Source organism: Pseudoalteromonas sp. SCSIO_11900, from assembly GCF_000576475.1.
Taxonomy (GTDB): Bacteria; Pseudomonadota; Gammaproteobacteria; order Enterobacterales; family Alteromonadaceae; genus Pseudoalteromonas; species Pseudoalteromonas tetraodonis.
On the sequence record NZ_KK070023.1, the window covers coordinates 2,306,965 to 2,332,372 of the forward strand.

26 protein-coding genes and 2 tRNA genes are annotated in these 25,408 nt (G+C 39.7%); 14 read left to right on the forward strand and 14 right to left on the reverse strand.

Annotated features, from left to right (window positions below; all coding sequences use genetic code 11):
- Positions 1-75: 75 nt before the first annotated feature.
- On the reverse strand, positions 76-2,100 hold the full coding sequence (metG, locus tag BG00_RS10745) for a methionine--tRNA ligase (RefSeq protein ID WP_013465054.1): 2,025 nt from the start codon (positions 2,098-2,100) through the stop codon (positions 76-78).
- Positions 2,101-2,277: 177 nt separating this feature from the next.
- Here metG and apbC point away from each other — a divergent pair, with 177 nt between their 5' ends.
- A complete protein-coding gene (apbC, locus tag BG00_RS10750) occupies positions 2,278-3,354 on the forward strand; it encodes an iron-sulfur cluster carrier protein ApbC (protein WP_036982522.1) in 1,077 nt (358 codons plus the stop codon).
- A gap of 2 nt (positions 3,355-3,356) precedes the next feature.
- Positions 3,357-3,941, forward strand: coding sequence for a dCTP deaminase (gene dcd / locus BG00_RS10755; RefSeq protein ID WP_013465052.1), 585 nt, complete (start codon positions 3,357-3,359; stop codon positions 3,939-3,941).
- 17 nt (positions 3,942-3,958) lie between these two features.
- Here the strand turns inward: dcd and BG00_RS10760 are convergent, their stop codons facing one another.
- Positions 3,959-4,744: a CLCA_X family protein gene (locus tag BG00_RS10760; RefSeq protein WP_036982525.1), complete on the reverse strand. Its 786-nt coding sequence runs from the start codon at positions 4,742-4,744 to the stop codon at positions 3,959-3,961.
- A 21-nt stretch (positions 4,745-4,765) separates the two neighbouring features.
- Positions 4,766-5,359, reverse strand: coding sequence for a tRNA-uridine aminocarboxypropyltransferase (locus BG00_RS10765; protein ID WP_036982528.1), 594 nt, complete (start codon positions 5,357-5,359; stop codon positions 4,766-4,768).
- Positions 5,360-5,491: 132 nt separating this feature from the next.
- Here BG00_RS10765 and BG00_RS10770 point away from each other — a divergent pair, with 132 nt between their 5' ends.
- Together BG00_RS10770 and BG00_RS10775 are read left to right on the forward strand one after the other, a co-directional pair.
- The gene (locus tag BG00_RS10770) at positions 5,492-5,836 is read left to right on the forward strand and encodes an Hpt domain-containing protein (protein WP_036982530.1); all 345 of its coding nucleotides are present in this window, start codon (positions 5,492-5,494) and stop codon (positions 5,834-5,836) included.
- 128 nt (positions 5,837-5,964) lie between these two features.
- Positions 5,965-7,182, forward strand: a complete 1,218-nt coding sequence (locus tag BG00_RS10775; protein WP_036982532.1) for a pyridoxal phosphate-dependent aminotransferase — start codon at positions 5,965-5,967, stop codon at positions 7,180-7,182.
- A gap of 32 nt (positions 7,183-7,214) precedes the next feature.
- On the opposite strand, the gene BG00_RS10780 is transcribed toward BG00_RS10775, so the two are convergent.
- From BG00_RS10780 to mnmA, 5 genes are all read right to left on the reverse strand, one after another.
- On the reverse strand, positions 7,215-7,673 hold the full coding sequence (locus BG00_RS10780; RefSeq protein WP_036982535.1) for a GNAT family N-acetyltransferase: 459 nt from the start codon (positions 7,671-7,673) through the stop codon (positions 7,215-7,217).
- 9 nt (positions 7,674-7,682) lie between these two features.
- The gene (locus BG00_RS10785) at positions 7,683-8,825 is read right to left on the reverse strand and encodes a ribosomal protein uL16 3-hydroxylase (protein ID WP_036982537.1); all 1,143 of its coding nucleotides are present in this window, start codon (positions 8,823-8,825) and stop codon (positions 7,683-7,685) included.
- 80 nt (positions 8,826-8,905) lie between these two features.
- Positions 8,906-10,276: an adenylosuccinate lyase gene (gene purB, locus BG00_RS10790; RefSeq protein WP_036982539.1), complete on the reverse strand. Its 1,371-nt coding sequence runs from the start codon at positions 10,274-10,276 to the stop codon at positions 8,906-8,908.
- Between the two features lie 31 nt (positions 10,277-10,307).
- Entirely contained in the window at positions 10,308-10,910 is a 603-nt protein-coding gene (gene hflD, locus BG00_RS10795; protein ID WP_008113587.1) for a high frequency lysogenization protein HflD, read from the reverse strand.
- Positions 10,910-12,010 carry a tRNA 2-thiouridine(34) synthase MnmA gene (mnmA, locus tag BG00_RS10800; protein ID WP_036982542.1) on the reverse strand — a complete coding sequence of 367 codons (1,101 nt, stop codon included), beginning with the start codon at positions 12,008-12,010 and terminating at the stop codon, positions 10,910-10,912. The genes hflD and mnmA overlap by 1 nt, the downstream gene beginning before the upstream one ends.
- Positions 12,011-12,475: 465 nt before the next feature.
- Between mnmA and BG00_RS10805 the strand changes: the two genes are divergently transcribed.
- Complete coding sequence (locus BG00_RS10805; protein ID WP_036982544.1) at positions 12,476-13,750, forward strand: sensor domain-containing diguanylate cyclase; 1,275 nt, start codon at positions 12,476-12,478, stop codon at positions 13,748-13,750.
- 44 nt (positions 13,751-13,794) lie between these two features.
- Here BG00_RS10805 and BG00_RS10810 read toward each other — a convergent pair whose 3' ends face one another.
- The 6 genes from BG00_RS10810 to BG00_RS10835 are packed head-to-tail and all read right to left on the reverse strand — an operon-like array spanning position 13,795 to position 16,507.
- On the reverse strand, positions 13,795-14,484 hold the full coding sequence (locus tag BG00_RS10810; protein ID WP_036982546.1) for an rRNA large subunit pseudouridine synthase E: 690 nt from the start codon (positions 14,482-14,484) through the stop codon (positions 13,795-13,797).
- Entirely contained in the window at positions 14,484-14,813 is a 330-nt protein-coding gene (locus tag BG00_RS10815) for a TusE/DsrC/DsvC family sulfur relay protein (protein WP_008112024.1), read from the reverse strand. Before BG00_RS10815 ends, BG00_RS10810 begins: the two co-directional genes overlap by 1 nt.
- A gap of 3 nt (positions 14,814-14,816) precedes the next feature.
- The gene (locus BG00_RS10820; RefSeq protein WP_028835169.1) at positions 14,817-15,083 is read right to left on the reverse strand and encodes a DsrH/TusB family sulfur metabolism protein; all 267 of its coding nucleotides are present in this window, start codon (positions 15,081-15,083) and stop codon (positions 14,817-14,819) included.
- Complete coding sequence (tusC, locus tag BG00_RS10825; protein WP_008112028.1) at positions 15,080-15,436, reverse strand: sulfurtransferase complex subunit TusC; 357 nt, start codon at positions 15,434-15,436, stop codon at positions 15,080-15,082. The genes BG00_RS10820 and tusC overlap by 4 nt, the downstream gene beginning before the upstream one ends.
- Complete coding sequence (tusD, locus tag BG00_RS10830; RefSeq protein WP_036982547.1) at positions 15,433-15,786, reverse strand: sulfurtransferase complex subunit TusD; 354 nt, start codon at positions 15,784-15,786, stop codon at positions 15,433-15,435. Before tusD ends, tusC begins: the two co-directional genes overlap by 4 nt.
- 55 nt (positions 15,787-15,841) lie before the next feature.
- A complete protein-coding gene (locus BG00_RS10835; protein WP_008112034.1) occupies positions 15,842-16,507 on the reverse strand; it encodes a Bax inhibitor-1/YccA family protein in 666 nt (221 codons plus the stop codon).
- 251 nt (positions 16,508-16,758) lie between these two features.
- Here BG00_RS10835 and BG00_RS10840 point away from each other — a divergent pair.
- From BG00_RS10840 to pepN, 9 genes are all read left to right on the forward strand, one after another.
- A tRNA-Ser gene (locus BG00_RS10840) sits at positions 16,759-16,849 on the forward strand.
- A 51-nt stretch (positions 16,850-16,900) separates the two neighbouring features.
- Positions 16,901-16,991, forward strand: a tRNA-Ser gene (locus tag BG00_RS10845).
- A 174-nt stretch (positions 16,992-17,165) separates the two neighbouring features.
- Positions 17,166-17,546, forward strand: a complete 381-nt coding sequence (locus tag BG00_RS10850) for a hypothetical protein (protein ID WP_036982550.1) — start codon at positions 17,166-17,168, stop codon at positions 17,544-17,546.
- 128 nt (positions 17,547-17,674) lie between these two features.
- Positions 17,675-18,133, forward strand: coding sequence for a GAF domain-containing protein (locus tag BG00_RS10855; RefSeq protein WP_036982553.1), 459 nt, complete (start codon positions 17,675-17,677; stop codon positions 18,131-18,133).
- Positions 18,133-18,411, forward strand: coding sequence for a hypothetical protein (locus BG00_RS10860; RefSeq protein WP_036982556.1), 279 nt, complete (start codon positions 18,133-18,135; stop codon positions 18,409-18,411). Before BG00_RS10855 ends, BG00_RS10860 begins: the two co-directional genes overlap by 1 nt.
- A gap of 16 nt (positions 18,412-18,427) precedes the next feature.
- Positions 18,428-19,066, forward strand: coding sequence for an RNA chaperone ProQ (gene proQ / locus BG00_RS10865; protein WP_008112041.1), 639 nt, complete (start codon positions 18,428-18,430; stop codon positions 19,064-19,066).
- 27 nt (positions 19,067-19,093) lie between these two features.
- Positions 19,094-21,118 (forward strand): carboxy terminal-processing peptidase, encoded by a 2,025-nt coding sequence (gene prc, locus BG00_RS10870; RefSeq protein ID WP_036982559.1) that lies wholly within the window; start codon positions 19,094-19,096, stop codon positions 21,116-21,118.
- Positions 21,119-21,276: 158 nt separating this feature from the next.
- Positions 21,277-22,761: a Na+/H+ antiporter NhaC gene (nhaC, locus tag BG00_RS10875; protein WP_036982562.1), complete on the forward strand. Its 1,485-nt coding sequence runs from the start codon at positions 21,277-21,279 to the stop codon at positions 22,759-22,761.
- A 50-nt stretch (positions 22,762-22,811) separates the two neighbouring features.
- Positions 22,812-25,406 carry an aminopeptidase N gene (pepN, locus tag BG00_RS10880; RefSeq protein ID WP_036982565.1) on the forward strand — a complete coding sequence of 865 codons (2,595 nt, stop codon included), beginning with the start codon at positions 22,812-22,814 and terminating at the stop codon, positions 25,404-25,406.
- Positions 25,407-25,408 lie beyond the last annotated feature (2 nt).

Here is a 25,408-nt window from a genome sequence, read left to right on the forward strand (position 1 = left end):
AAAATTCTCATTAGAATAGCTAAATAACAAATGAAAAAAAAGCCGCTAAATATTAGCGGCTTTAAGCGATAATAATTACATTACGCGCATACCCGGCTCAGAGCCGTCGTCTGGGTTAAGAATGTAAATTTCTTTACCACCAGGGCCTGCCGCAAGTACCATGCCTTCAGACATTCCAAAACGCATTTTACGTGGTTTGAGGTTAGCAACCATTACCGTTAATTTACCTTCAATGTCTTCTGGTGCGTAAGCCGATTTAATTCCAGCAAACACTTGGCGAGTTTCACCGCCTAAATCAAGGGTTAATTTAAGCAGCTTGTCAGCGCCTTCTACGTGCTCTGCTTTGGCAATTTTAGCAACACGCAGGTCTACCTTTGCAAAGTCATCAAACTCAATCTCTTCGCTAATAGGCTCTTTTGCAAGTGGGCTATTAGGATCGATTTTGTCTTTTTCAGCAACTAAGCTTTCTTTTGATTCTTCAACCATTTTATTCACTTTATCCATTTCTACACGTTGCATTAACGGCTTAAATTTATTGATAGGGTGGTTTACTAGCGCTGTTTGCGCACCCTGCCAAGATAATTCATCATTTAAAAAGGCTTCAACATTACTTGCCATGCCAGGTAGCACTGGTTTTAAGTAAGTGATCAACACGCGAAATAGGTTAAGTCCTAGTGAGCAAACCTGATGCGCTTCTTCTTGCTTTGACTCATCTTTAATAAGCACCCAAGGCGCGGCATTATCAATAAACTGGTTTGCTTTATCAGCAAGTGCCATGATTTCACGAATTGCACGGCTGTATTCACGGTTCTCGTAATATTCGGTGATTGTCGCTGATGCGTTCTGGAATTCTGCAAGCAGTTGAGGTTGCATAACTGTATTGCTCAGCTTACCGTCGAACTTTTTAGTAATAAAACCAGCACAACGACTGGCAATATTCACTACTTTACCTACTAAGTCTGAGTTTACACGTTGTGCAAAGTCTTCAAGGTTTAAATCTAAATCGGTAATGCCACTATTAAGTTTAGCTGCGTAGTAGTAACGTAAAAATTCTGGGTCTAGGTTATCTAAATAAGTACGCGCTTTAATAAACGTACCTTTTGATTTAGACATTTTTGCGCCATTGACCGTAACAAAACCATGGGCGAATACGTTAGTTGGCTTTCTAAATTGAGCGCCTTCTAACATGGCAGGCCAAAATAGACTGTGGAAATAGATGATGTCTTTACCAATAAAGTGATAAAGCTCAGCGTCTGAACCTTCTTGCCAAAATGCATCAAAGTCGATGCCCTGTTTATCACATAAGTTTTTAAAGCTCGCCATATAACCAATAGGCGCATCTAGCCATACGTAAAAGTATTTACCTGGTGCGTTTGGAATTTCAAAACCAAAATAAGGTGCATCACGGCTAATGTCCCATTGCTGGAGACCATCGGCAAACCACTCATCTAACTTGTTGGCCATTTCTTGTTGAATTGTGCCTGAATGTAGCCACTCTTTAAGCATGTCTTCAAAGGCGGGTAAATCAAAAAAGTAATGCTCAGAATCTTTTAAGATAGGCTCAGCACCCGACATAACAGAGCGTGGGTTAATCAGCTCGGTTGGGCTATAGGTTGCGCCACAGGCATCACAGCTATCCCCGTTCTGATCTTCCGATTTACATGTAGGACACGTGCCAGTGACAAAGCGATCTGGCAGAAAAATGCCTTTTTCTGGATCGAATAACTGTGAAATAGTGTGCTTTTTAATATGACCTGCATCGTTAAGGCGATTATAAATAAGCTCACTAAATTCTTTATTCTCTTGGCTATGGGTACTGTGGTAATTATCAAATTTGATATTAAAGTCAGCAAAGTCGCGTTGGCGCTCGATACTAACGTTTTTTACCATTTCCTCAGGCGTGATCCCTTGCTTTTGCGCATTAAGCATAATAGGTGTGCCATGAGCATCATCGGCGCACACATAGTATGCTTCGTGGCCTTGTAGTTTTTGAAAACGCGACCAAATATCAGTTTGAATATACTCTAATAAATGCCCTAAATGGGTAGGGCCATTGGCATAAGGTAATGCGCTAGTAATCAGGATCTTTCGCTGTGCCATAATCATTCCGAATTAAGCGTTCCTAGTCAGGAACAGATGAAAATTATTACATTATCGATAAGCAAAGTGATAACAAAGCACACTGCTTATCGATATTTACTAATTGACTGGTGTTAATGCCCTGAATGTTACATAATTCCGTGGCACTTTTCATCAAAGAAACGCTATTTTATTGCTATGTTTGGACTGTCGAAACTATTCTCTGCAAAATCGGTGCAAAAACAACCGATTATTTCTGCTCTAGCGGCCTATCGCAGTGCCGCTTTCGCTGTGGGTATTGAGCAAGATTTCATTGCTGATATCACTCAAAACACTGATAAATCAATTACGGTTAAACTCAATCTCCCTTTTGCGGCGCAATCTGAAATGCCGCATGTGGCTCAATTTTTGACTGAGCGTTTAAAGATTGATGTAAACGTAACGGCTAGTGTTCACCTTAAAGAGGCTGCGAAATTTAAAGCCATTAAACATATTGTTTTAGTCGCCTCAGGAAAAGGGGGGGTGGGTAAATCTACTACGGCTGTAAATCTTGCGGGTTCGCTTAAAAATGAAGGTGCAAAAGTAGGCATACTAGATGCCGACATTTACGGTCCGTCAATTCCTATGTTGTTAGGATTAGTTGGCAGTGAGCCGGTTACAAAAGACAATAAACAATTACAACCGTTTGATGCCAATGGTATTAAAGCGCAATCTATCGGTTTTTTAGTCCCCAGCGATGATGCCACCGTATGGCGCGGTCCAATGGCCTCAGGGGCGCTTAGTCAGCTTTTAAATGAAACCGATTGGGGTGAACTTGATTATTTAATTGTAGATATGCCGCCAGGTACCGGTGATATTCAATTAACCATGAGCCAAAAAGTGCCAGCCAGTGGCACCGTGATTGTCACGACGCCACAAGACTTAGCGCTTGCTGATGCGCAAAAGGGTATTGCTATGTTTAATAAAGTAAATGTGCCAGTGCTCGGTTTGATTGAAAATATGAGCCATTACATTTGTGAGCATTGCGGCGAGGCCAACCATGTATTTGGTAAAGACGGTGCGCAAAAATTAGCCCTTAAGCATGGTGTGCCTGTGCTTTCGCATATTCCGCTTGCGATTGATATCAGAGAATCCTCTGAGCAAGGTAAGTTGATTGCCGATAATACAGATGCGGTTATTAGCAAAACTTACAGCGCGGCCGCGCGATTGGTTGCCAGCACGCTTTACTATCAACAACATCACAACGCGATTGACGTTGTGATTACGGAAGATTAAAAATGAGACTTTCAGATACACATATTAAAGAATACTTAAACGATGGGCGCATTGTTATCGAGCCCGCGCCAACGAGTGAAATGATTTCAGGGGTTACCGCTGATCTTCGCTTAGGTAATAAGTTTAGAACATTTCATGCCCATAATGCCGCTTATGTTGATTTAAGTGGTCCAAAAGATCAGCTTAATAAAGCGTTAGAATCAATCATGAGCGACGAGATTGTATTAGCTGAAGGCGAAGCGTTTTTTCTACATCCTGGCGAGCTTGCGTTGGCAATAACCTATGAAAAAGTAACCCTACCTGCAGACATTGTTGGTTGGTTAGACGGGCGTTCATCGCTGGCACGTTTGGGTTTAATGGTGCATGTTACAGCACACAGAATCGATCCTGGTTGGAGTGGTAATATTGTTTTAGAGTTTTATAACTCTGGTAAGCTGCCGCTTGCACTCAGACCTATGATGAAAATTGGCGCAATGAGTTTTGAAACACTTACCGGTCCGTGTGAAAGCCCTTATAACACCCGCATTGATGCAAAATATAAAGATCAGAATAGTGCGGTAGCAAGCCGTATCAGTGACGATAAATAACTGAGCTAAACAATAGCTTATTTTTCTAGTTGATGAAGCGCATAACCTAATAGTTGAAAATAATGGTTAAGCGCTTCATTGGCGTGTAACGTGTGATTTAGCTCAGGATAAATTAAGTTATTATTACTCAAACCGCCGACTAAAAAACTGTTTTTGATTGTTTGATGCTCGTTGATACAGGCTTCAAAACACCGAGCAGCAAGCTCCTCTGGCATACTCATATACAGCTGATTATGCGCTTTATCAAACGCAATGCATTTATTTACAAATTCATTGGCATGTTCACCGCTTTGCTCTAAAAACACCTGTTTATAAAATTGATTAAGTGCATCATTAAGTGGATGGCTTAAGTCGGGTGAGTTTGATAACCATAACTTAGAAGCGAAACCAAAGCGGGTTTTTGATTTAAACAAATGCTCACTAATATGATGATCAAAAGCATGAAACCATTCATGGGCTAAAGCGCCACCGCCTGCATTTTTAGCCAGTGCTAAGGTTTGGTCATACGCATTATAATGTGCTTGCACGCCTTTTTGTCCACCGTGACCAAAAGCGAAATTAAGCTTGCCACGCAGGCCAATGGCTGTGGGTGGTAAATGCAAAATCTGCGCTAAATCAGCCAGCGCATCATAAATTAAGTTGGCACTAATAAAGCGCTCTTCTTTAGTAACCCATTTACCAACCACCATAGAACGAAAACCAAATGTGGTTCTTATATCACTAAAATCGACTTGATCGTCAAAACGATAGTCGGGACCTTGGCGAGAAAACCCGCGTTTTAATCGAGATGTGGTATTACGCATCGGTTATTTTATTTCAGCTTATTACAAGTAACGTGCTTTTACGTGAGCGGGCATGTGTTGGGTTTGTTTTTTTATTAATTCCTCTAATAAACCATACAAGGGGGCAGGGTTTAGTGCTTCTATGAGCCATAAACTATGTGCTACTGCTTCTAGTGTCGATAAACTATCTGCTCTAGGGGCTTTACGAATAGCATAACGGTTGGTGGGGATATGGCTAAAGCTTACCGTTTTAAACTGTTGTAATAACGAGGTTAATTGCAAAATTTTAAAGGCTTTATTCCATGTACCATCAATCACAATTAAATGCGTAATCTCTTGTAGATTTTCTTTACTATTCGGTCGGTCTAATTTTACGGCGCTCTCGCTTGGGTAGAGTAATACGCTCGATTCAATAGGCAGGTCTTGTAAACTGGCGAAGTCCTGATTATTTTCGCCTCTAATAATTTTACAGTGGGTTAAACCCAAAGCTAATAGCTGCGCCGTATTTTTGCTAACTTTTGCTTCACTGGGGTGCTGCAAAATAATAACCTGAGTTTGGTTATTAACACGGGTAATTGCGCTGCAAATACAAGTGCTTAGCGAAAAGTTACACTGTTTACAAAGAGGGCGTGCCATTGAATACACTATGTCGTTAGTACATTTGGCGTAATTATACATTTTTGCACTAATAAAGTTGGTTTTTTTTGTGCTTAGATATAGAGTAAGAGATAAGAAGAAAATCGATGGACCGTATTGAAGGACATGAATATGACAGAGATCAATATTGACGAATCCGCTTTAGAAAGTATGGAATCGCTATTAGGAGAACAGTTTCCAGATACGCTGGAATTTTGTTGTGCGGAATTTGAGCGATTGGGTAACGAAGCAATTGCTGCGATTGGGCAAGATAAAGAGGCTGCTATTCGCCACTCTCATAGCCTTAAATCAAACGCCGCTCAATTTGGTGCGGCAAGTTTAGCCGAAGTTGCCCGTTTAATTGAATATAATTTAAATAACGGGAATGACGAGCAGGCTGTTAATGCAGCCCATGGATTAATGGCACAAGTTACTGGTTCACAAGCAAAACTAAATGCATGGTTAGCTGGACGCTAAGCGTGTTTTAACAGTAATAAAAAAGAGTGTTAACGTGAATTTTTTTCAGTTTTAAGCGCTTAATTTTTCTAGTAATTCACGGCTTTACTGCGTTAGTCTAATGACTAACTTGCTCTTTAGAGGTAACAATGTCAGAAATAAAAAAGAGTCATAAATTAGACGGCGTCTGTTATGACATCCGAGGTCCCGTTTTAGTGCAAGCTAAAAAAATGGAGGATGAGGGCCAAAAGGTATTAAAGCTTAATATAGGTAACCCCGCCGCATTTGGTTTTGATATGCCAGAAGATATGCATCGCGATATCATCCGTAATTTATATTCAGCTCAAGGGTACTGTGACTCTAAAGGTCTTTATTCTGCGCGTGTTGCTATTTATCAGCACTACCAACAGCGTGGCTTACACAATTTAGACGTTGATAATATTTACATTGGTAACGGTGTGAGTGAACTTATCCAAATGGTTACTCAAGCACTGTTGAATAATGATGATGAAGTGTTAATTCCTGCCCCAGATTATCCACTTTGGACAGCCTCGGTAAGATTAGCAGGTGGTAATCCGGTTCACTACTTGTGTGATGAAGAGCAAGATTGGTTTCCTGACATTGATGATATTAAGAGTAAAATCACCTCTAAAACCAAAGCATTAGTGCTGATTAATCCCAACAACCCAACCGGGGCTGTGTACAGTGACGCTTTGCTTGAAGAATTGATCAATATTGCTCGAGAGCACAAACTACTGCTGTTAAGCGATGAAATATACGAGAAAATTCTATACGACGGCGTTACCCATACTTCTATTGGTTCATTATGTGATGATCTCCCTATCATCACCTTTAATGGCTTAGCTAAAACATACCGTGCTGCTGGGCTGAGAATGGGCTGGATGGTGTTAAGTGGTCGCACGGCATTAATGACAGATTTAATTAAAGGCTTAGATATTCTTGCTTCAATGCGTCTTTGTGCCAATGTGCCCGCACAATATGCAATTCAGCAAGCACTGGGAGGGGTTCAATCAATTGATAGCTTAATAGACCCCGGTGGGCGTTTATATGTGCAGCGAGATATTGCTTGGCGCGGCTTAAATGCGATTGATGGAATTAGTTGTAAAAAGCCAAAAGGGGCGCTTTATGCTTTCCCTAAAGTGGACACCGCTAAATTCAATATTAAAAGCGATGAACAAATGATGTTTGATTTGTTAAAAGCAGAAAAAATATTATTAGTGCATGGGCGCGCCTTTAACTGGCCAGAGCCTGATCACTTTAGATTGGTATTTTTACCTAATAAAGATGATTTATCGAGTGCAATGATGAAAATGCAGCGTTTTTTCAAAGATTACCGACAAGAATAAAGGAAAAACGAGCCAAGGGGCTCGTTTTTTAGTTAATGCACTAAAGTAAATGGTCGTGTTTCAAAGCATGCAATAGGGCACTGCATACGTTGCCTTGGGATACCTGCTTCCATAAAGACGTGGCCTTGCACAGTAAACCCATTATTTTTGAATCGTTCTACTTCGTTTAAAATACAATTAATACTGATTGCTTCAATACCTTGCTCCGCTGCTAATTTAACAATGAAATTAAGCAGTGACTTATAAACATTGCGGTTGCGATGCTGCGGCAATACGGCGATTCTTCCAATTAAACCATCATTACATAATCGACCTGTGGCAACAGGTGAGTGCATATTATCGGTGACCAGAATATGTTGAGCGAGTGCATCTAAGTTGTCAAATTCAATACTTTTAGGAATATGTAACTCATATACAAACACTCGCTCCCTTATATGTTGCAGTTGGCTTTTTTCACTTTGCCAATCAACTTTGTCAACGGTATAAACCATGACCTCCTCCTAGCTAAACCAAATACCCTCATTAACCAGTGTAGTAAAAGTTTCGATAAAATCTAGGCTAGGTGTGGTTGCATTAAGCACGCTACTATCAAATTCAATAAAATCAGTAAGCTGTTTTACCGCTTCTAAATCAGATAAGGGTAAAGCGTAGTTTTCGCCATTGATACTTAGAAGTAACTCTGCATCCATACATTGATAAATAGCACGTGTGCCCCCTAAACGCTTAAATGTTACTTGGTTTTCAAGCAGTTGTTGTATTTGTGCGACACTAAATGGGTCTTCTTCAGGGGCTAAGTCCATATCATGCTTAGGTTGGCTAAGGGTGTTACCTAACCAGTGTTTAAATAAACTCTCGTCTTCAAGCAATGCTTGCATTAACGTTTTTACTTTATCGACTTCGCTTTGGGTTAGCTCACCTTTGGAATCACGCAGGGCGAGGGTATGGTCGGTATACCTTTTTTGGCCGCTTTCTGTGTCGATAATATGATCAGCAAAACTTGAAAGTAAATCTTGCTGATTAGGTGCTCTAAAACCGACTGAATAGTTGAGTGCATTTTCAACCGCATAGCCTTCATGGGGACAACCGGGTGGTATATATAAAATATCACCGGGCTCTAAAATACAATCAATCACAGCACTAAAAGCTTCAACTTGCAGTAATGTTTTATTTTGGGCAAATTGTTTTAGTGTTGGGTCGGGTAATCCTACCCGCCAATGGCGTTTACCTTCACCTTGAATAATAAATACATCGTATTGGTCTAGATGTGGGCCAACACCGCCACCTGGGGTTGAGTAGCTGATCATCAAATCATCTATGCGCCAATTTGGTATAAAGCGAAAAGGTTCAAGTAACTGAGCAGCCTCTGGGTGCCAATGATCCACTGCTTGCACGAGTAGCGTCGAATGCTGATCAGTGAGTATTTCAAAATCGTCAAATGGCCCCTGATGCGATTGCCATTGTTGGTTGTGGTTAGTAATAATGCGCGATTCTATGCTGTCTTCCATAGCAAGGCCTGCGAGTTCATTCGCATCAAGTGGGTCTTGAAAATCTTTAAAACCAGCTTTGATCAACAGTGGTTTTTTTTGCCAATATTGACTTAAAAACGCTTGCTCTGATAATTCATTTATTTTTAATTGATACATAGAATGCCTATAACGTTAAGACCTAAATGAAAAAAGCGAAAGGCAGGTACCTTTCGCTTTTTATTAGTAGATTTGAGTGATTAAACTAAATCATCAATAAACTTAACAGCGCGACCAATGTAGTTAGCCGGCGTTAGTTTTTTCATTTCAATTTTTGCAGCTTCTGGTAGGTCTAAACCATCGATGAAATCAGCCATAATTTCTTGATTTACACGTTTACCACGGGTTAAATCTTTTAGCTTTTCATATGGCTTTTCAATACCGTATTTACGCATAACGGTTTGAATTGGCTCAGCTAGAAGCTCCCAGTTTTGGTCAAGCTCATCTGCCAAACGTTGCTCGTTTACTTCAAGTTTGCTTACACCTTTAAGGGTTGATTGGTATGCAATTACCGCATAACCCATACCTACACCTAAGTTACGTAATACGGTTGAGTCAGTTAAATCACGTTGCCAGCGAGACACAGGTAGTTTTTGTGCTAAATGACCAAAGATAGCATTGGCTAAGCCTAAGTTACCTTCTGAGTTTTCAAAATCAATTGGGTTAACTTTGTGTGGCATAGTAGATGAGCCAATTTCACCCGCAATAGTTTTTTGCTTAAAGTGATTAAGTGCAATGTAGCCCCACATGTCGCGGTCAAAATCGAGCAAAATAGTATTAAAGCGTGCAATTGCATCAAAAAGTTCTGCAATGTAATCATGCGGTTCAATTTGCGTGGTAAACGGGTTGAGAGTTAAACCTAGGCTAGTTACAAACTTATCGGCGTGGGTATGCCAATCGTAGTCAGGGTATGCACTAAGGTGTGCATTGTAGTTACCCACAGCACCGTTTACTTTACCTAGCATTTCTACTTGTGCAATTTGGTCACGTTGACGCTTTAAACGCATGTAAACATTTGCAAACTCTTTACCCATAGTTGAAGGCGTTGCAGGCTGTCCATGTGTACGAGTCATCATTGGAATGGCTTTGTACTCAATTGCTTTTTCTTTAATAGCGCTTAATAACTCATCACAGTAAGGTAAAACGACGTTGTTACGCGCTTCACTTAACATTAAACCATGAGATAGGTTATTAATATCTTCAGAGGTACAGGCAAAGTGAATAAATTCATTAATTGCGTGTAGCTCAGCATTATCAGCTACTTTTTCTTTTAGTAAATACTCTACGGCCTTAACATCATGGTTTGTCGTGCGTTCGATGTCTTTAACTCGCTGAGCATCAGCTTCACAGAAGTTATCTACAATGGCATTCAACAGCGCATTCGCTTCGTCGCTAAAAGCGGGGACTTCTTTAATCTCGCTTGCTGCAGCTAACGCTTGCAACCAACGCACTTCAACGGTTACGCGGTATTTGATTAATCCAAATTCGCTAAAAATACTGCGTAGTTCAGTGGTTTTGCTGCCGTAGCGACCATCAACCGGAGAGATAGCCGTTAACGCTGAAAGCTCCATAATAACTCCTAAATTTTAGTTTGAACGATAATTAAATTTTTGTTTTAGCTATGGCGAGAATTTTTCTTTTTGCAAAAAAGAAATGACGACGTTTGCCGCCCATTTGTCGCCATAATACTGCACTGCGAATTCCGGCTAAAAGTAATGCGCGGATTTTATTTTGCGTGAGCTGCTGTTTTAATAACTCGGGTTTACCATAAACCTGAATTCGGTGCCCAAGGGGGCTTAGCACCGACGAGTATATATCTGCTAAACCGGCAACAACACTGTCATCGGTAATAGCAAAATGGTCTAAACGACGATGAATATCATCAATACGTTTACCTAATTCATTGAGGCTTTTACTGTTAGCACTAAGCGCACGCTCTAACTGCATTAAACCACCCACATATTTGACTATTTCTACATCTTTTTGAGCACCGGCACTCAGTTGTGCCATCAATGTTTTATAGCCATCACGTAAGTTATGCTCACCTTGATACACATCTTCAGGGGACGCTGGCGAGGTTTGCACAATACTCGATAATAAAATCGATAAATCTTGTTCATCAGCGCGACCATATTGAGCAACCTTCTGAACTTGCTTAGCCACTTGACACATGGCTGCAAGCGCCATGACTTGGTGTTGATTCATTATTTGATCACCGAGTCAATAATACCGCCACCTAAACATACTTCATTAGCGTAAAATACCGCAGATTGTCCTGGGGTTACCGCTTTTTGTGGCTCATCAAATAATACGCGTGCCATACCATCTTCACCGACTAACAAGGTACAGCTTAGGTCTTCTTGACGGTAGCGTGTTTTTACGGTGCAACGAGTAGTTCCTTGAGGACCAACACGATCTACCCAGTGTAATTGGTTGGCATTTAGGCCATTACTGTAAAGGCGAGGGTGATTTTTACCTTGGCCCACAATCAATACATTGCGTTCAACATCTTTGTCTACAACATACCAAGGTTCGCCTGAGCCCTCTTTCATACCACCAATTAACAAGCCTTTGCGCTGACCTAAGGTGTGGTACATCAAGCCTTCATGTTCACCAACGTTGTTACCATCTGTGTCTTCAATAACACCAGGTTGAGCAGGTAAGAATTTTTGTAAGAAATCTTTAAATTTACGCTCGCCAATAAAACAAATGCCGGTGCTGTCTTTTTTATCATGGGTAATTAAATCTTGCTCTTCAGCAATACGGCGCACTTCTGGCTTGGCAATATCTCCCACAGGGAACAGCGTTTGCGCGATGTGTTCATGACTCAATGTGTACAAAAAGTAGCTTTGATCTTTATTATCATCTAGGCCACGGCACATAACATATTTATCATCTCTGAGCTCACGACGTACGTAGTGGCCCGTTGCTATATAGTCAGCACCAAGTGCTTGAGCCGCAAATTCTAAAAAGGCTTTAAATTTAATTTCTTTGTTACACATGATGTCTGGGTTAGGTGTGCGACCAGCTTTGTACTCAGCTAAAAAGTATTCGAATACGTTGTCCCAATATTCTGCTGCAAAGTTAACGGTATGAAGTTCAATACCTAATTTGTCACAGACAGCTTGGGCATCTTTTAAATCTTCAGCGGCAGCGCAATATTCATCATTGTCATCTTCTTCCCAATTCTTCATAAACAAGCCTTCTACTTGGTAGCCTTGTTGTTTTAATAAATATGCAGATACAGAAGAATCAACACCGCCGGACATACCAACGATGACTTTAATGTGACTATTTTCGCTCATGAATAATTTCGCTTATACAGATTACTGTTAACTTGGAAAGGCCGCGATTATAGCATGTATTTTGTAAGTGCTTAAAGAGAGGAAGGGCTATTGAATAGATTTTGTTGCTTTTTTTTATGTTGGTTAGGGATGATTTACTCTTTGTTAGTCGATTTTTACTTAGCCGATTTGATTACACATTTTGCGGTGCTATTGTAGCCCTTTTGTTTGAACACATTTTAATTTGCAAAGAACAACAGGTCCAAATGTCAGGCCATTAAATTACAAACACTCATTTAAGTTATAAATGATGAGTAAATGTTGTTTATTTAAGGTGTTAGTACTATTTAAAGAATATCAAAGAATATATTTATTATTGTTATTAACAAACCTTTACAACCAAATGATTATGCAATACCTTTAGATGAGTTTAAATTGAATAAACACGCAAATAAGTATTTATAATATAGTCAATGGAATGAATATATGAATTATGCTTCTCAAGCACAAAAGGTAAAATCTTACGTTGTTGAGTTATCAACAAAGGTACAGCGCGATGATTGCTTAGTAGCAGAACAATTACCACATAACGTTAAAGAATCAGCCTACCAACTGTTTTATCAAACCATTAGGGTTCCTCGTCCTTACCGCTTTGAAGAACCCAACCCTATTTCAGCGCTATTTAGACTCATTGAACATTCTTTAGACTTTATTAATCCCTTTCAACAAGTCATTTTAAAGCAGCTAGAAAAGTGGTGGTTAGAATGGCATTTTGTTGCCACTATGAATGCTTCTCTTGAAATGAAACACGTTGAACAGCAGCGTTTTGTTAGTAGTGCAACTGAACATCCAATGCGAAAACATGAGCTGAGCCATTATGCAAAATTATTTACTATTTTGCCTTTGCCCGTGTGTAATGTTTGTATGGTAACCGGCGATATTTTAAAGCTTAATCAACGCTTTGTAGATGTATTTGGTTATACAATTGATGATATTCCTAATTTAAAACAGTGGTGGAAGGTCGCGTATCCTGAGCCTAGTTATAGAGAGTCTGTTCAAACGATGTGGGGTGAATCTTTGGCGCAGGCAAATAAAAATAATGACGATATTCCCGCTAATGACTATCAAATTGTATGTAAAGATGGCTCGAAAGTGATAATGCAAGTGTCAGGTATTAGTGTAGAAAGTGAATTTATTGCTGTATTTAACGATGCGACGGAGCGTTTGAAAACCCAAGAGATACTCAGCGATATGGCCTTTTTAGACTCATTGACTAAAATTGCCAACAGACGCCGTTTTGACGAAAAATTACATGCTGAATTTAAAAAACTGATAAAAGTAAATACTCAACTTTCTATGATCATTATTGATATAGATAATTTCAAAAAATTTAATGATAGGTATGGTCATATTGCAGGGGATAAGTGTTTACATAGCGTAGCGCAAAAGCTGGCAGAAACAGTCAGTCGTCCTGAGGACTTTGTAGCGCGCTATGGCGGAGAAGAGTTTGTTGTTTTACTCCCTCAAACAGATGATCAAGGTGCGCTCTTTATTGCCGAACAAATACAAAAATCTATTGAAGATTTAGCGATAGCTCATGAAGATAGTTTTACTGGCTTTCTCTCTGTGAGTATGGGCGTTCATACGGTAAAACATGGCGAAAAAACTAACCATGTCGATTTCTTTAAAGCAACGGATAGTGCGCTGTATTATGCAAAAAAGCAGGGCAGAAATTGTATTGCCTTAGGAAGGCATGAATAACACAGCATGTTTAACCTTTGCTTTTAATACCAGATAAGCAAAGGTTAACGTAAAGTATTACTGTTGGTTAGTGGTCCACTGATTTTATATTGACCTGTTTCAATTCCATCGAGTGTGTATTTACCAATACTATAGCGAATTAACCGTAACGTTGGGTGGCCAATGTGTGCGGTCATTCGTCGAACTTGACGGTTTTTCCCCTCGTTTATAGTGATACTCAACCAAGATGTTGGAATTGATTTACGTTCTCTCACTGGGGGAGTGCGTGGCCAAAGCGCTGGTTCATCGATTAACTTTACCTGTGCAGGTAAGGTTAATCCATCTTTGAGTTCGACCCCTTGACTGAGCGCATCAATAGATGCTTCTGTAGGCACCCCCTCAACTTGTACCCAGTACGTTTTGTTGGTTTTTTTACCAGGAGCGGTTAAGGTATTTTGTAATTTCCCGCAATTGGTCAATAATAACAAGCCTTCACTGTCTCTGTCTAAGCGACCCGCAGCATAAACATCTTTAATAGGAATAAAATTAGCCAGTGTTTGTCTATTTTGCTCGTCTGTAAATTGGCAAAGGACATCATAAGGTTTGTTAAATAAAATAACTTTTTTATCGCTTTGGGCTATCTGTGGCTTAATTGCTCTTTTTATCGGGCTCTTTTTTACAGCACTGCGCGAATATGTACGACCTGTATTGCGTTTACTTGTTGAAGATGACGTGTTTTTAGCTTTTTGTTTCATTAAATACACCGTGCAGGTTTAGGTAAGCCCGCAATTTTAGTGGCTTGTTTAGCTGGTCCCTTTGGAAAAAGTTTATACAAGTACATGCTATTACCTTTATCCTCACCGAGCGCTTTAGCCATCGCTTTGACTAACATTCTAATTGCCGGGCTGGTGTTGTATTCAAGATAAAATGCGCGCACAAAGTTAACAACTTCCCAATGCTGTTCGGTTAATATAATGCTTTCATGTTGTGCAATAACATCGGCCAATTCTTTAGACCAATCAGTATGATCTAGCAGGTAACCTTGCTTATCTGTGTCTATTGTTTGATTATTAAATTCCAGCATAAATCACCAAGTAATTGATTGTTTAGATGATAAACTTAGGGTAACGAACTCATCATAGCTAATCGCTTTATCATTCAAATTTAAAGAGATACCACGCGCCGCTGCATCGTCCTTTAAAATATAAAGCGAATCGGCAAATTGTCTGTATTGCCCTTTAGCAAAACAGGCATCACCCACTAATAAAACCGAGTCTGTTAGCATAATCAGATTATCGAGACTGTTTGCACTGTAGTAATTCAGTGGTTTTGAAAATATATGTAAAGTGCTCATAGCGTTACCACGTGCTGCTGATTTTGAATTAACTGTTTTTGGGCATTAAAGTTAACGGTTTTTACTTCAATAAGTAGCTCATTTTTACTTAAACCGTAGTCAATGAGTGACTTCTCACACACGTAGATATTGTCAACATCATATATTTCTAGGGTTTTAATATTTTTAAAAAAATCTTTAAGCCCCAAACTATTCGGGCTTTGATTTTTTTTAAGAGCTAGCACCGCAGGACCGCTAAACAACCAACTTATATTTTGATCAACTGCGGCAAAAATAAGCGTCATATCGAGTGCATCGCGAATATGCATGTCATCAAATGGGCTTGATTGACTAATAACGAGTACATTAATCATTTAAATTGTATCCATTTATCTGCTTCACTGGCTAACATAGCAAATTCAGCGAGGCCCGCTACAGCGAATACACCAGTATTTTGCATATCTAAGCCACGCTTTTCAGCTGCCGTAACGCACAGCATTAAATTAATATTTTTGTCGGCTAGCTGTTGCCAAAGTGAGGATAAATTGAGCTCATCTGAGGCAAGTTCAAAATGCGTAGAAGCATGATAGATAGCATCTTGGTATAAAAATATTGCATCAATACTATGCCCTTGTGCTAAACAGGCGTGAGCAAATTTAACAATACGCTGTGTGGTATCGTGATCCGATGGTGGAGTATGTAAAGAAAGTACAAAGCGTGCCAAAACTATTCCAATAAAAAAGCCCCAATAAAGGGGCTATTTTAACAGAACTATTTAATTAGTCATTATTTGCGCCAAGTAACGCAAGTAAAGACGTAAATAAGTTATAAACGCTCAGGTATAAAGAAACCGTTGCGCGGATATAATTCGTTTCGCCACCATTAATGATTCTGCTCGTATCGAACAAAATTAGGCCAGACATGATTAATACCACGGCTGCGTTTAGTACCATAAACATTAAAGAGCTACCTAGGAAAATATTTACAATACTTGCCACGATAACCACAATTAAGCCCACAGTTAAAAAACCACCCATAAACGAGAAATCTTTTTTAGTGTTAAGTGCATAAGCAGATAAACCAAAGAAGATTAACGCTGTAGAACCTAGCGCTTGCATAATTAGCATAGGGCCATTAGGTAATTGCGCATAGTGATTAAGGAGTGGGCCTAAACCAGCGCCCATTAATCCTGTAAACGCAAACACCCAAAATACACCAGATGCTGTGTCGGCCTTTTTGTTTACAACAAAAAGAAGGCCAAACGAAACCAGAGTGAACACTAGTCCCATGAAATAAGGTAATTGCAGTGCCATTGAAATACCAGCGGTGACGGCACTAAATGCAAGTGTCATTGCAAGTAGAAAATAAGTGTTTTTAAGCACTTTGTTTGTTTCAATGGTCGACATTACCGGCTTTGCAGTATTGTACGATTGATTAAATGCCATTGTAGAGCTCCTGTAAGTGAAACTAAGTAGTTCCTGTAATTTAACTAAAATTAGATTATCAACTCTTATGTGTTTGGGCAAACCTTTGTAGATCAATAGACAATTAAATTTAAATAAAAGTTCACTCGGCGTATAGGAATTGCTCTTTTGCTTTATGTTTAAACAAATTAGTTGTTTTTTAATCACTTGAACAAATAATTGAAAAAAAAGCTTCACAAAGCCCATGGGTTTCCCTATTATTCAGGCCGTGCGGAGAGATGGCAGAGTGGTCGAATGCACCGGTCTTGAAAACCGGCAGGGGTTTATAGCCCCTCTAGGGTTCAAATCCCTATCTCTCCACCACCTTATTAAAACAACTATGAGTACTCTCTTACTTGTAGTTTATGCACTTTCGGAGAGATGGCAGAGTGGTCGAATGCACCGGTCTTGAAAACCGGCAGGGGTTTATAGCCCCTCTAGGGTTCAAATCCCTATCTCTCCACCATTATATTAAAGCCCGCTTATTAGCGGGCTTTTTTGTGTCTAATTTTCGCTATACCTAACCTCAAAACCAAGTATATTTAGTTAAAAAATACGACCATAGTCTCTATTTATAAGCTACAGCGCTTAGGGCATGCTAAGAAATAAAATTTATGCTTGTGTATTTAAGGTTCTTACTATGAAACATCAACTTGCTAAAAGCGTCGCACTTTCATTATTATCTCCTGTTTTAATCGGCAGTATGCTAGGAATATATTACGCATTGACTATGCGTGGTGACGCGGTGTCTATCTTTTTAGGGCTGTTGATGACGGCCATTGCTAATGCCCACATTGTAGGGTTAACAATGGCTGCGTTTGTGGTGCCAGGCTACTTACTTATGTTTAAGTATTCTAAGGTGAATTATTCTGGGGTATTAACACTTGGCTTACTGGGTGGCGCTATTTTTAGCTATCTGCTTAGTGCGACTACTGGCGAGATATTTTTAATCAATAGTGTGATGTCGGGATTTGCTGCAGGACTGTTTTTATGTGGCTTGCGTAAATCGGTACAAAGCTAATTGCAGAATATTTAATCAAGTGTGTCGTAAAACTATGTAATTTCCTTTTTTTTACCCGCAAAAGGTTTCAATTTTTAGTGACAAAGAGTACCTTTAGCTACTGTATGTTTAATAAGAAGTAGTTTGGTATGCAAAAGCACGATTTTTACCAGTCATTAGTTAAGCAAACTGAATCGCTGATAGGCGGTGAATCAAACATAATTGCCAATATGGCAAATATTAGCGCGCTGTTATTTACCTCTTTAGAAGATGTGAATTGGGCGGGCTTTTATTTTATGGATTCACCAACTGAATTGGTACTTGGTCCATTTCAAGGTAATCCAGCTTGTATTCGTATTCCGGTAGGAAAAGGGGTATGTGGCACTGCTGCGGCAACCAAGCAAACCCAATTAATTTCAGATGTGCATGCGTTTGACGGTCATATAGCCTGTGATGCGGCGTCAAATTCTGAAATAGTTGTACCTATCATGAAAAATGGCTGTGTATTTGCGGTACTTGATATAGATAGCCCAAGTATTGGCCGATTTGATACTGATGATCAAGCAGGGCTTGAAGCACTTGTAAAATGCTTAGAGGCTAGCCTGTAATGAAAGATTTGCTAAATGTTCAAGATTACCTATTCGCCGTTCAAGATGTAGGTGATTGGGAAGGTGAAGAAGAACATGTAGCGGAAACGCTCAATACTTTGATTCACATGGCCTGGGATCGTCTACCTGATGATTTAGACTGTGATTCAATTGATGAAATTATAAATGGTATTTGGGAACATTTACGTGGTGATATGGCTGTGATTGAAACTGACTTTGAAGAGTTAGTTGATTGGAGCATCCACTATGTTGATTCTGCCCTTGATGAAAAGATGTGATTAAATAGGTTCTAAAATGGAAACCACAAACAAGCTAAAAGATATTAATGAAGTATTGGAGTTCTTATACCAAGAATTTCCACAATGTTTTAAACAAAAAGAAGGCATTCAGCCGCTTAAAGTAGGTATCTTTAAAGATATCGCTGAGCGTATTGAAGGGTCTGAAAAAGTTAGTAAAACACAAGTACGCCAAGCACTTAGAAAATACACATCTAACTGGCGTTATCTTGAAGCGGTTACTAAATCTGAGTTCCGTATTGATCTTGACGGAAATCAAGGCGAGAAAGTTGAGCAAGAGCATATCGACCACGCACAAAAAGCGTTGGAAGAAAGCCGTGCTAAAATGGCAAAGCGCAAAAAGCAGCAACGTCCACGTCAAGACTCAGATGCAAAATCTTTTAAGAAGAAGCCAGCGCATTCAGCTAAAAATCCATCAGCTGCAGCAAAACCTGCTAAAGCCGCTGCGCCTAAGCGTTCAGGAAAAGTTGAACCTTTACCTGCAGGCGAGGTCAAGGTTAATAACAAGGTTAAAGTTAAACTTGGCCAAGCACTTGTTAATGCAGTAATCACTGAAGTAAACAAAGACGATGTTCACGTTGAACTAGTGACAGGTATGCAAGTAAAAACCAAAGCCGACAGCTTATACATTATTTAAGTTGCGAAAAAAATTAAGGAGTTGTGTATGAGTAAAAAGTTTACGCTCATTCCGTTAGTTGCTGCGCTGTTTTCAGGTTCGTTATTTGCTGCAGTAGAACCGGTAACATTAGAAGACTTACCCTTGTTAAAACAAGAAAGTCAGCACGGTACAGCCAGCAAACGAGTGGCTAATCTATTTACTCGTTCACATTACACACCCGTTCGATTTAACGATGAGCTTTCGAGTAAAGTATTTGATCGTTACATCGAATCCCTTGATTTTAATAAAAGCGTGTTTTTAAAAAGCGATATAGACTCATTTGAACAATATCGTAACCGTTTTGATAACGCGCTTCTTAGCGGTCAGTTAGGGTTTACGTTTGATATTTTCAACTTAAGCCTTAAACGCCGTTTTGAACGTTATGAATTTTCACTGTCACTACTTGAAAACGAAATGACGTTTGACGAAGAAGATGAATATTTTTATGACCGCGAAGATTCACCGTGGGCAATTACTCAAGCTGAGCTTGATGAAATTTGGCGCGAACGGGTAAAATATGATGCACTGCGTTTAAAAATGACTGGCAAAGATTGGCCAGGCATTAAAGAGGTGTTGACTAAGCGCTATAAAAACGCAGAAAAACGCCTTGTTCAGTCAAAATCTGAAGACGCATTTCAAATTGTAATGAACTCGCTAGCACGCAGTATTGAAGCGCATACTTCATACTTGTCACCTCGACGTGCTGAACAATTTAAAATGGACATGGACTTAGAGCTTGAGGGGATTGGCGCAGTATTAACGCCTGATGAAGACTACACGGTTATTCGTAGTCTAGTTCCAGGAGGCCCTGCAGACAAATCTGAGCAGATTAAAGCCGATGATCGCATTATTGGTGTGGCTCAAGAGGGCGAAGAGTTTGTTGATGTTATTGGTTGGCGTTTAGATGACGTGGTTGATCTTATAAAAGGGCCTAAAGGCACTAAAGTACGTTTACAATATTTAAAGGGTGCTGATGCTCACGGTACGCCAAAGGTAGTTGAGATTACCCGTGATAAAATTCGTCTGGAAGACCGAGCAGCAAAATCAGAAGTATTTAAAGCCAGCTATTCGGATCTAACCAGTAAGATTGGAGTAATTGAAATCCCTGGTTTTTACAACAACCTTTCTAAAGATGTAAAAGTAGAACTTGCTAAATTAAAAGAGCAAAAAGTTGACGGTATTATTATAGACCTACGTCAAAATGGCGGTGGTTCGCTATATGAAGCGACGCAATTGTCAGGCTTGTTTTTTGATCAAGGCCCAGTGGTACAAATTCATACATTAAATAATCGCATTGAAGAGCAAAAAGACCGTGATGGCATTACCTATTACGATGGCCCACTGACGGTACTTGTTGATAGATACAGCGCGTCTGCATCTGAAATATTTGCAGCGGCAATGCAAGACTATGGCCGCGCAGTTATCATAGGTGAACAAACCTTTGGTAAAGGCACTGTGCAGCAGCATAAAGGCCTCGCACGCGCTTATGATTTATACGATAACCCGCTAGGCAGTGTGCAATACACCATTGCTAAGTTTTACCGTATCAACGGCGGCAGTACGCAGCATAAAGGTGTGATCCCAGATATTACGTTCCCATCTGCCATTGACCCAGCTGAGTGGGGCGAAAGCAAACAAGACAATGCATTGCCATGGGATAGCATAGTAAAAGCACAGTATAAACAATTAGGGCGTTTAGATCCGGTCATCAGTCATCTTGAAAAACAACATGATGAGCGAATTAAAACAGAGCCTGAATTTAATTATGTATTTGAAGATATTACCCGTTACAACGAAGAAAAAGATCGTAAAACGATTTCTTTAGTTGAGAAAAAACGTATTAAAGAAAAAGAAGAAAATGAGGCACGTGCATTAGCTCGTACTAACGAGCGCTTAAAACGTTTAGGTAAAGAGCCAGTAGAAAACCTTGACGATGTACCAGAGGTGATTGAAAAGCTCGACCCATTCCTTGAAGAAGCGGCACTAATAACGCAAGATTATATTAGATACGGTCGTATGGCTAAGCGCTAATTAAGGCTTTGCTCGTTAAAAAAAAGGCGCTTAGGCGCCTTTTTTACTATCGATAATTTGCTAAATTGTTATAATCGCGGATTACCAAAAGTTGAGCTAGATCAACACTGCTCAATAAATGCGCGTACGTGCTAATAAAAATAATCAACATGCATCGAATGTGTGTAGGAGTCTATATTTTGAAGCCCATTGAAGAAAAACCACTTAAAAGTGCCACACTTTTTGATGCACTCATTCCAATTACTGTATTAATTTGTTTGTTAGGTGCCGCCGTGTACTTATTTGGCGATGATTCATCATCAGGCCCGAATCAAATTGCATTACTGTTTGCAACTTTTGCTGCAGCACTGATTGGTTTAAAAAATGGCTACACATGGAAAAAATTAGAAGATGCAATGATTGAGGGAATTACCTTATCTCTTAGCGCTATTTTAATTTTACTCATGGTGGGGGCACTTATCGGAACATGGTTATTATCAGGAACGGTTCCGACCTTGATTTATTACGGCTTACAAATTATCAACCCTAGCTGGTTTTACGCCGCGAGTTGTTTAATTTGTGGCATTGTAGCAATGAGTATTGGTAGTTCGTGGACCACGGCAGCGACCATAGGTGTCGCATTACTTGGCGTTGCTTCTGGACTTGGCCTAGAGCCGACAGTTACCGCCGGTGCAGTTATATCAGGCGCTTACTTTGGCGACAAGCTTAGCCCATTGTCAGAAACAACTAATTTAGCACCGGCTGTTGCTGGCGCTGATTTATTTGAACACATTCACCATATGTTATGGACAACTGTTCCAAGCTTTGTGATTGCATTAATCATTTTTGTATTTATGGGCTTCAATGCCACCGCGGCAGGCGAGTCGGGTCAAATTGATGAAATAACATCAATTCTTCTACAAAACTTTAATATTGGTTTAGAAATGTTGGTGCCTTTAATTGTGTTACTAGTCTTAGCAATAAGAAAAATGCCAGCGTTTCCGGCTATTTCTATTGGCGCTGTAATAGGGGCTGTATGGGCATTGTTATTTCAATCTGATTTAATTGCTAACCAAATAGATATGACTCAAGGCGAGTTTGTTGGTTACTTTAAACTGGTTTGGACCACCTTTTTTGACGGTTTTACTATTAGTACCGGTGATGAAAAAATGAACTCGTTGCTCAGTGGCGGTGGCATGTCAGGCATGCTAACAACCACATGGTTGATCATGACGGCACTTATGTTTGGTGCGATTATGGAAAAAACGGGTCTACTTGATATATTTGTTAAAAGTATTCTTAAAATCGCAAAAAGTACCGGTTCATTAATTGCTTCAACTATTGCTACTTGTATTGGTACCAATATTATCGCAGCAGATCAGTATATTGCTATTGTTGTACCCGGGCGTATGTTTAAAGAAGAATATAAAAAGCGCGGGTTAAAGCCGGTTAATTTGTCACGCACACTAGAAGATGGTGGCACAATTACCAGCCCGCTCATACCATGGAATACCTGTGGTGCGTATATGCAAAGTGTCCTATTAATCAATCCGTTTGATTATGCACTATATGCATTTTTCAACCTTATAAATCCTTTCTTAGCCGTTATTTATGCTTACTTAGGTATTAAGATACTGCGTATCAAGCCTAAGCAAACGGCTTAATTTAAGTAGCTCCTTTTATCACTAAAAGGGGCTATTTTTTTGGAGTGATCATGACTGAACTACAAAAACCTCAAGCAGAATATTTAAAAGACTATAAAGCCCCCGATTTTTCAATCGAGCATACTGAGCTGACTTTCGACTTACAGCCATTAACGACTCAAGTAAATGCTTTATTAACGCTTAAACGCGTGGGTGATTCAAATGCCCCCCTGGTATTAGATGGCATCGACTTAACCCTGATCTCTTTATCGATTGACGGTGCAGAGCTCACAGATTATAAAATTATAAATCAGCAATTAATCATTAATAATCTGCCTGATGAATGTCAGCTAAGCATAGTGACGCAAACTTCACCGCAAACAAACACATCACTTGAGGGATTGTACTTATCGGGAGGCGCTTATTGTACTCAATGTGAAGCGCAAGGGTTTAGAAAAATAACCTACTACATGGATCGTCCTGATGTACTTTCAACTTTTGATGTCACTATTATTGCCGATACGGCATTTCCGCATTTACTCTCTAATGGTAACCAAGTAGACAGTGGCGAAACGCAAGATGGGCGTCATTTTGTAAAATGGCAAGATCCGTTCAAAAAGCCAAGTTATTTGTTTGCTTTAGTGGCAGGGGACTTTGATGTTTTACACGATAAATATACAACTCGCAGTGGTAAAGACGTCACCTTAGCGTTATTTGTTGATAAAGGAAATTTACCAAAAACAGAGCATGCTATGACGTCGCTTAAAAAAGCGATGGCTTGGGATGAGTCACGTTTTAATTTAGAGTATGACCTTGATATTTATATGATTGTAGCCGTTGATTTTTTCAATATGGGAGCAATGGAAAATAAAGGGTTAAACATTTTCAACAGCAAATGTGTACTGGCAAATCAAGAAACGGCAACTGATAAAGATTACCACACCATTGAGTCTATTGTTGGCCACGAGTACTTTCATAACTGGACCGGAAATCGTGTAACTTGTCGTGATTGGTTTCAGCTATCTTTAAAAGAAGGTTTAACGGTATTTAGAGATCAAGAGTTTAGCAGTGATTTGGGCTCTCGTGCGCTAAATAGAATTGACGCGGTAAAAGTGATGCGCACTCATCAATTTAGCGAAGATGCCGGCCCAATGGCACACCCAATACGCCCAGAAAAAGTCATCGAAATGAATAATTTTTACACCGTTACTGTGTATGATAAAGGGGCTGAAGTTATTCGTATGATGCATACATTGTTGGGTGAGGAAAACTTCCAAAAAGGCATGACACTGTATTTTCAGCGTCATGATGGCCAAGCGGTTACCTGCGATGATTTTGTTGCGGCAATGAGTGATGCATCATCAATTGATTTATCACAATTTAAGCGTTGGTATAATCAGTGTGGTACACCCCGTTTAAACGTCACCAAAGTGTATGATGAAAGTGCGCAAATCTTCACGCTCACTATAGAGCAACTTGCGCCACTGAATCAGCCTGATAATGCGATGTTACATATTCCTTTTGCAATTGAACTTTTAGATCAGCAAGGCCAAAGTATTGCATTGCAATACCAAGGTAAAAAGGTTGATAGCGTATTAAATGTTACTCAAGCTAAACAAACATTTCATTTTGATAATATTGAACACAGTCCAACCGCCGTATTGCTAGAAGATTTTTCAGCACCGTGTATTTTGAATCAACAGATCACTGAAGCTGATTTATTACATATTATGCGTTTTGCACGCAGTGACTTTTCTCGCTGGGATGCACAACAACAATTGTTTATTAATGCACTCAAGGCAAACGTTATTTCAGCTAGTAATGCACCACTAAGCGATGCCGTTATTGATGCACTTAGGGTGCTAATATCGCAACGAGAGGGTGATTTAGCGCTGATTGCTGAGCTGTTAAAACTGCCTAGTTTTGATACTTTAGCTGCGGAGTTTGACGTTATTCCGGTTGATGACATTATTGCCAATATTGAGCTATTCGAACAACAAATTGCCAAACAACTATATACTGAGTTTTTAAGTTGTTATCAGGCTATCACCGATGATGGTAGTGTGAGTGCCAAAGCGGTGGCTATTCGCGCTTTAAAACAACTTTGCTTGCACTATTTAGCAAAAACAGACAGTGCTGAGGCGGCAAGCTTAATTGAGCAGGCAGCAGCATCAACAAATATGACTAATGTGCTTGGCGCACTGAGCAGTGTGGTTAAAGCTGCGCACCCATTATCAAATAAATTACTCGCGCACTTTGACAGCCAATGGCGCCATGATGTGCTAGTAATGGATAAATGGTTTGCTTTACAAGCAATGAACAGCGCTGATGATGCCATTGAGAAAATTAAGGCCTTGTATACACATCCATGTTTTGATTTTTCAAATCCGAATCGAGTTCGTGCATTAGTGGGGAGTTTTTCGCACTTTAATACCGCACAATTTCATCGCTTAGATGGTCAAGGTTATACATTACTTGGCGATTTATTAATTAAGCTTAATGCGATTAACCCGCAAAATGCATCACGTATGTTAACGCCGTTTATGTCATGGCGCCGTTATGATGAAACCCGTGCCAGCGCAATGAAAGCGCAATTAGAACGCCTTTCGAATTTAGAAGGGTTAAGCGATGATTTATTTGAAAAGGTTGAAAAAGCCTTACAATAAAT

What these genes read in the sequence shown, in the direction of transcription:
- metG (WP_013465054.1), bottom strand. Translation starts at nt 2,100, where the DNA reads ATGGCACAGCGAAAGATCCTGATTACTAGCGCATTACCTTATGCCAAT.
- apbC (WP_036982522.1), top strand. Translation starts at nt 2,278, where the DNA reads ATGTTTGGACTGTCGAAACTATTCTCTGCAAAATCGGTGCAAAAACAA.
- dcd (WP_013465052.1), top strand. Translation starts at nt 3,357, where the DNA reads ATGAGACTTTCAGATACACATATTAAAGAATACTTAAACGATGGGCGC.
- BG00_RS10760 (WP_036982525.1), bottom strand. Translation starts at nt 4,744, where the DNA reads ATGCGTAATACCACATCTCGATTAAAACGCGGGTTTTCTCGCCAAGGT.
- BG00_RS10765 (WP_036982528.1), bottom strand. Translation starts at nt 5,359, where the DNA reads ATGGCACGCCCTCTTTGTAAACAGTGTAACTTTTCGCTAAGCACTTGT.
- BG00_RS10770 (WP_036982530.1), top strand. Translation starts at nt 5,492, where the DNA reads ATGACAGAGATCAATATTGACGAATCCGCTTTAGAAAGTATGGAATCG.
- BG00_RS10775 (WP_036982532.1), top strand. Translation starts at nt 5,965, where the DNA reads ATGTCAGAAATAAAAAAGAGTCATAAATTAGACGGCGTCTGTTATGAC.
- BG00_RS10780 (WP_036982535.1), bottom strand. Translation starts at nt 7,673, where the DNA reads ATGGTTTATACCGTTGACAAAGTTGATTGGCAAAGTGAAAAAAGCCAA.
- BG00_RS10785 (WP_036982537.1), bottom strand. Translation starts at nt 8,825, where the DNA reads ATGTATCAATTAAAAATAAATGAATTATCAGAGCAAGCGTTTTTAAGT.
- purB (WP_036982539.1), bottom strand. Translation starts at nt 10,276, where the DNA reads ATGGAGCTTTCAGCGTTAACGGCTATCTCTCCGGTTGATGGTCGCTAC.
- hflD (WP_008113587.1), bottom strand. Translation starts at nt 10,910, where the DNA reads ATGAATCAACACCAAGTCATGGCGCTTGCAGCCATGTGTCAAGTGGCT.
- mnmA (WP_036982542.1), bottom strand. Translation starts at nt 12,010, where the DNA reads ATGAGCGAAAATAGTCACATTAAAGTCATCGTTGGTATGTCCGGCGGT.
- BG00_RS10805 (WP_036982544.1), top strand. Translation starts at nt 12,476, where the DNA reads ATGAATTATGCTTCTCAAGCACAAAAGGTAAAATCTTACGTTGTTGAG.
- BG00_RS10810 (WP_036982546.1), bottom strand. Translation starts at nt 14,484, where the DNA reads ATGAAACAAAAAGCTAAAAACACGTCATCTTCAACAAGTAAACGCAAT.
- BG00_RS10815 (WP_008112024.1), bottom strand. Translation starts at nt 14,813, where the DNA reads ATGCTGGAATTTAATAATCAAACAATAGACACAGATAAGCAAGGTTAC.
- BG00_RS10820 (WP_028835169.1), bottom strand. Translation starts at nt 15,083, where the DNA reads ATGAGCACTTTACATATATTTTCAAAACCACTGAATTACTACAGTGCA.
- tusC (WP_008112028.1), bottom strand. Translation starts at nt 15,436, where the DNA reads ATGATTAATGTACTCGTTATTAGTCAATCAAGCCCATTTGATGACATG.
- BG00_RS10835 (WP_008112034.1), bottom strand. Translation starts at nt 16,507, where the DNA reads ATGGCATTTAATCAATCGTACAATACTGCAAAGCCGGTAATGTCGACC.
- BG00_RS10850 (WP_036982550.1), top strand. Translation starts at nt 17,166, where the DNA reads ATGAAACATCAACTTGCTAAAAGCGTCGCACTTTCATTATTATCTCCT.
- BG00_RS10855 (WP_036982553.1), top strand. Translation starts at nt 17,675, where the DNA reads ATGCAAAAGCACGATTTTTACCAGTCATTAGTTAAGCAAACTGAATCG.
- BG00_RS10860 (WP_036982556.1), top strand. Translation starts at nt 18,133, where the DNA reads ATGAAAGATTTGCTAAATGTTCAAGATTACCTATTCGCCGTTCAAGAT.
- proQ (WP_008112041.1), top strand. Translation starts at nt 18,428, where the DNA reads ATGGAAACCACAAACAAGCTAAAAGATATTAATGAAGTATTGGAGTTC.
- prc (WP_036982559.1), top strand. Translation starts at nt 19,094, where the DNA reads ATGAGTAAAAAGTTTACGCTCATTCCGTTAGTTGCTGCGCTGTTTTCA.
- nhaC (WP_036982562.1), top strand. Translation starts at nt 21,277, where the DNA reads ATGTGTGTAGGAGTCTATATTTTGAAGCCCATTGAAGAAAAACCACTT.
- pepN (WP_036982565.1), top strand. Translation starts at nt 22,812, where the DNA reads ATGACTGAACTACAAAAACCTCAAGCAGAATATTTAAAAGACTATAAA.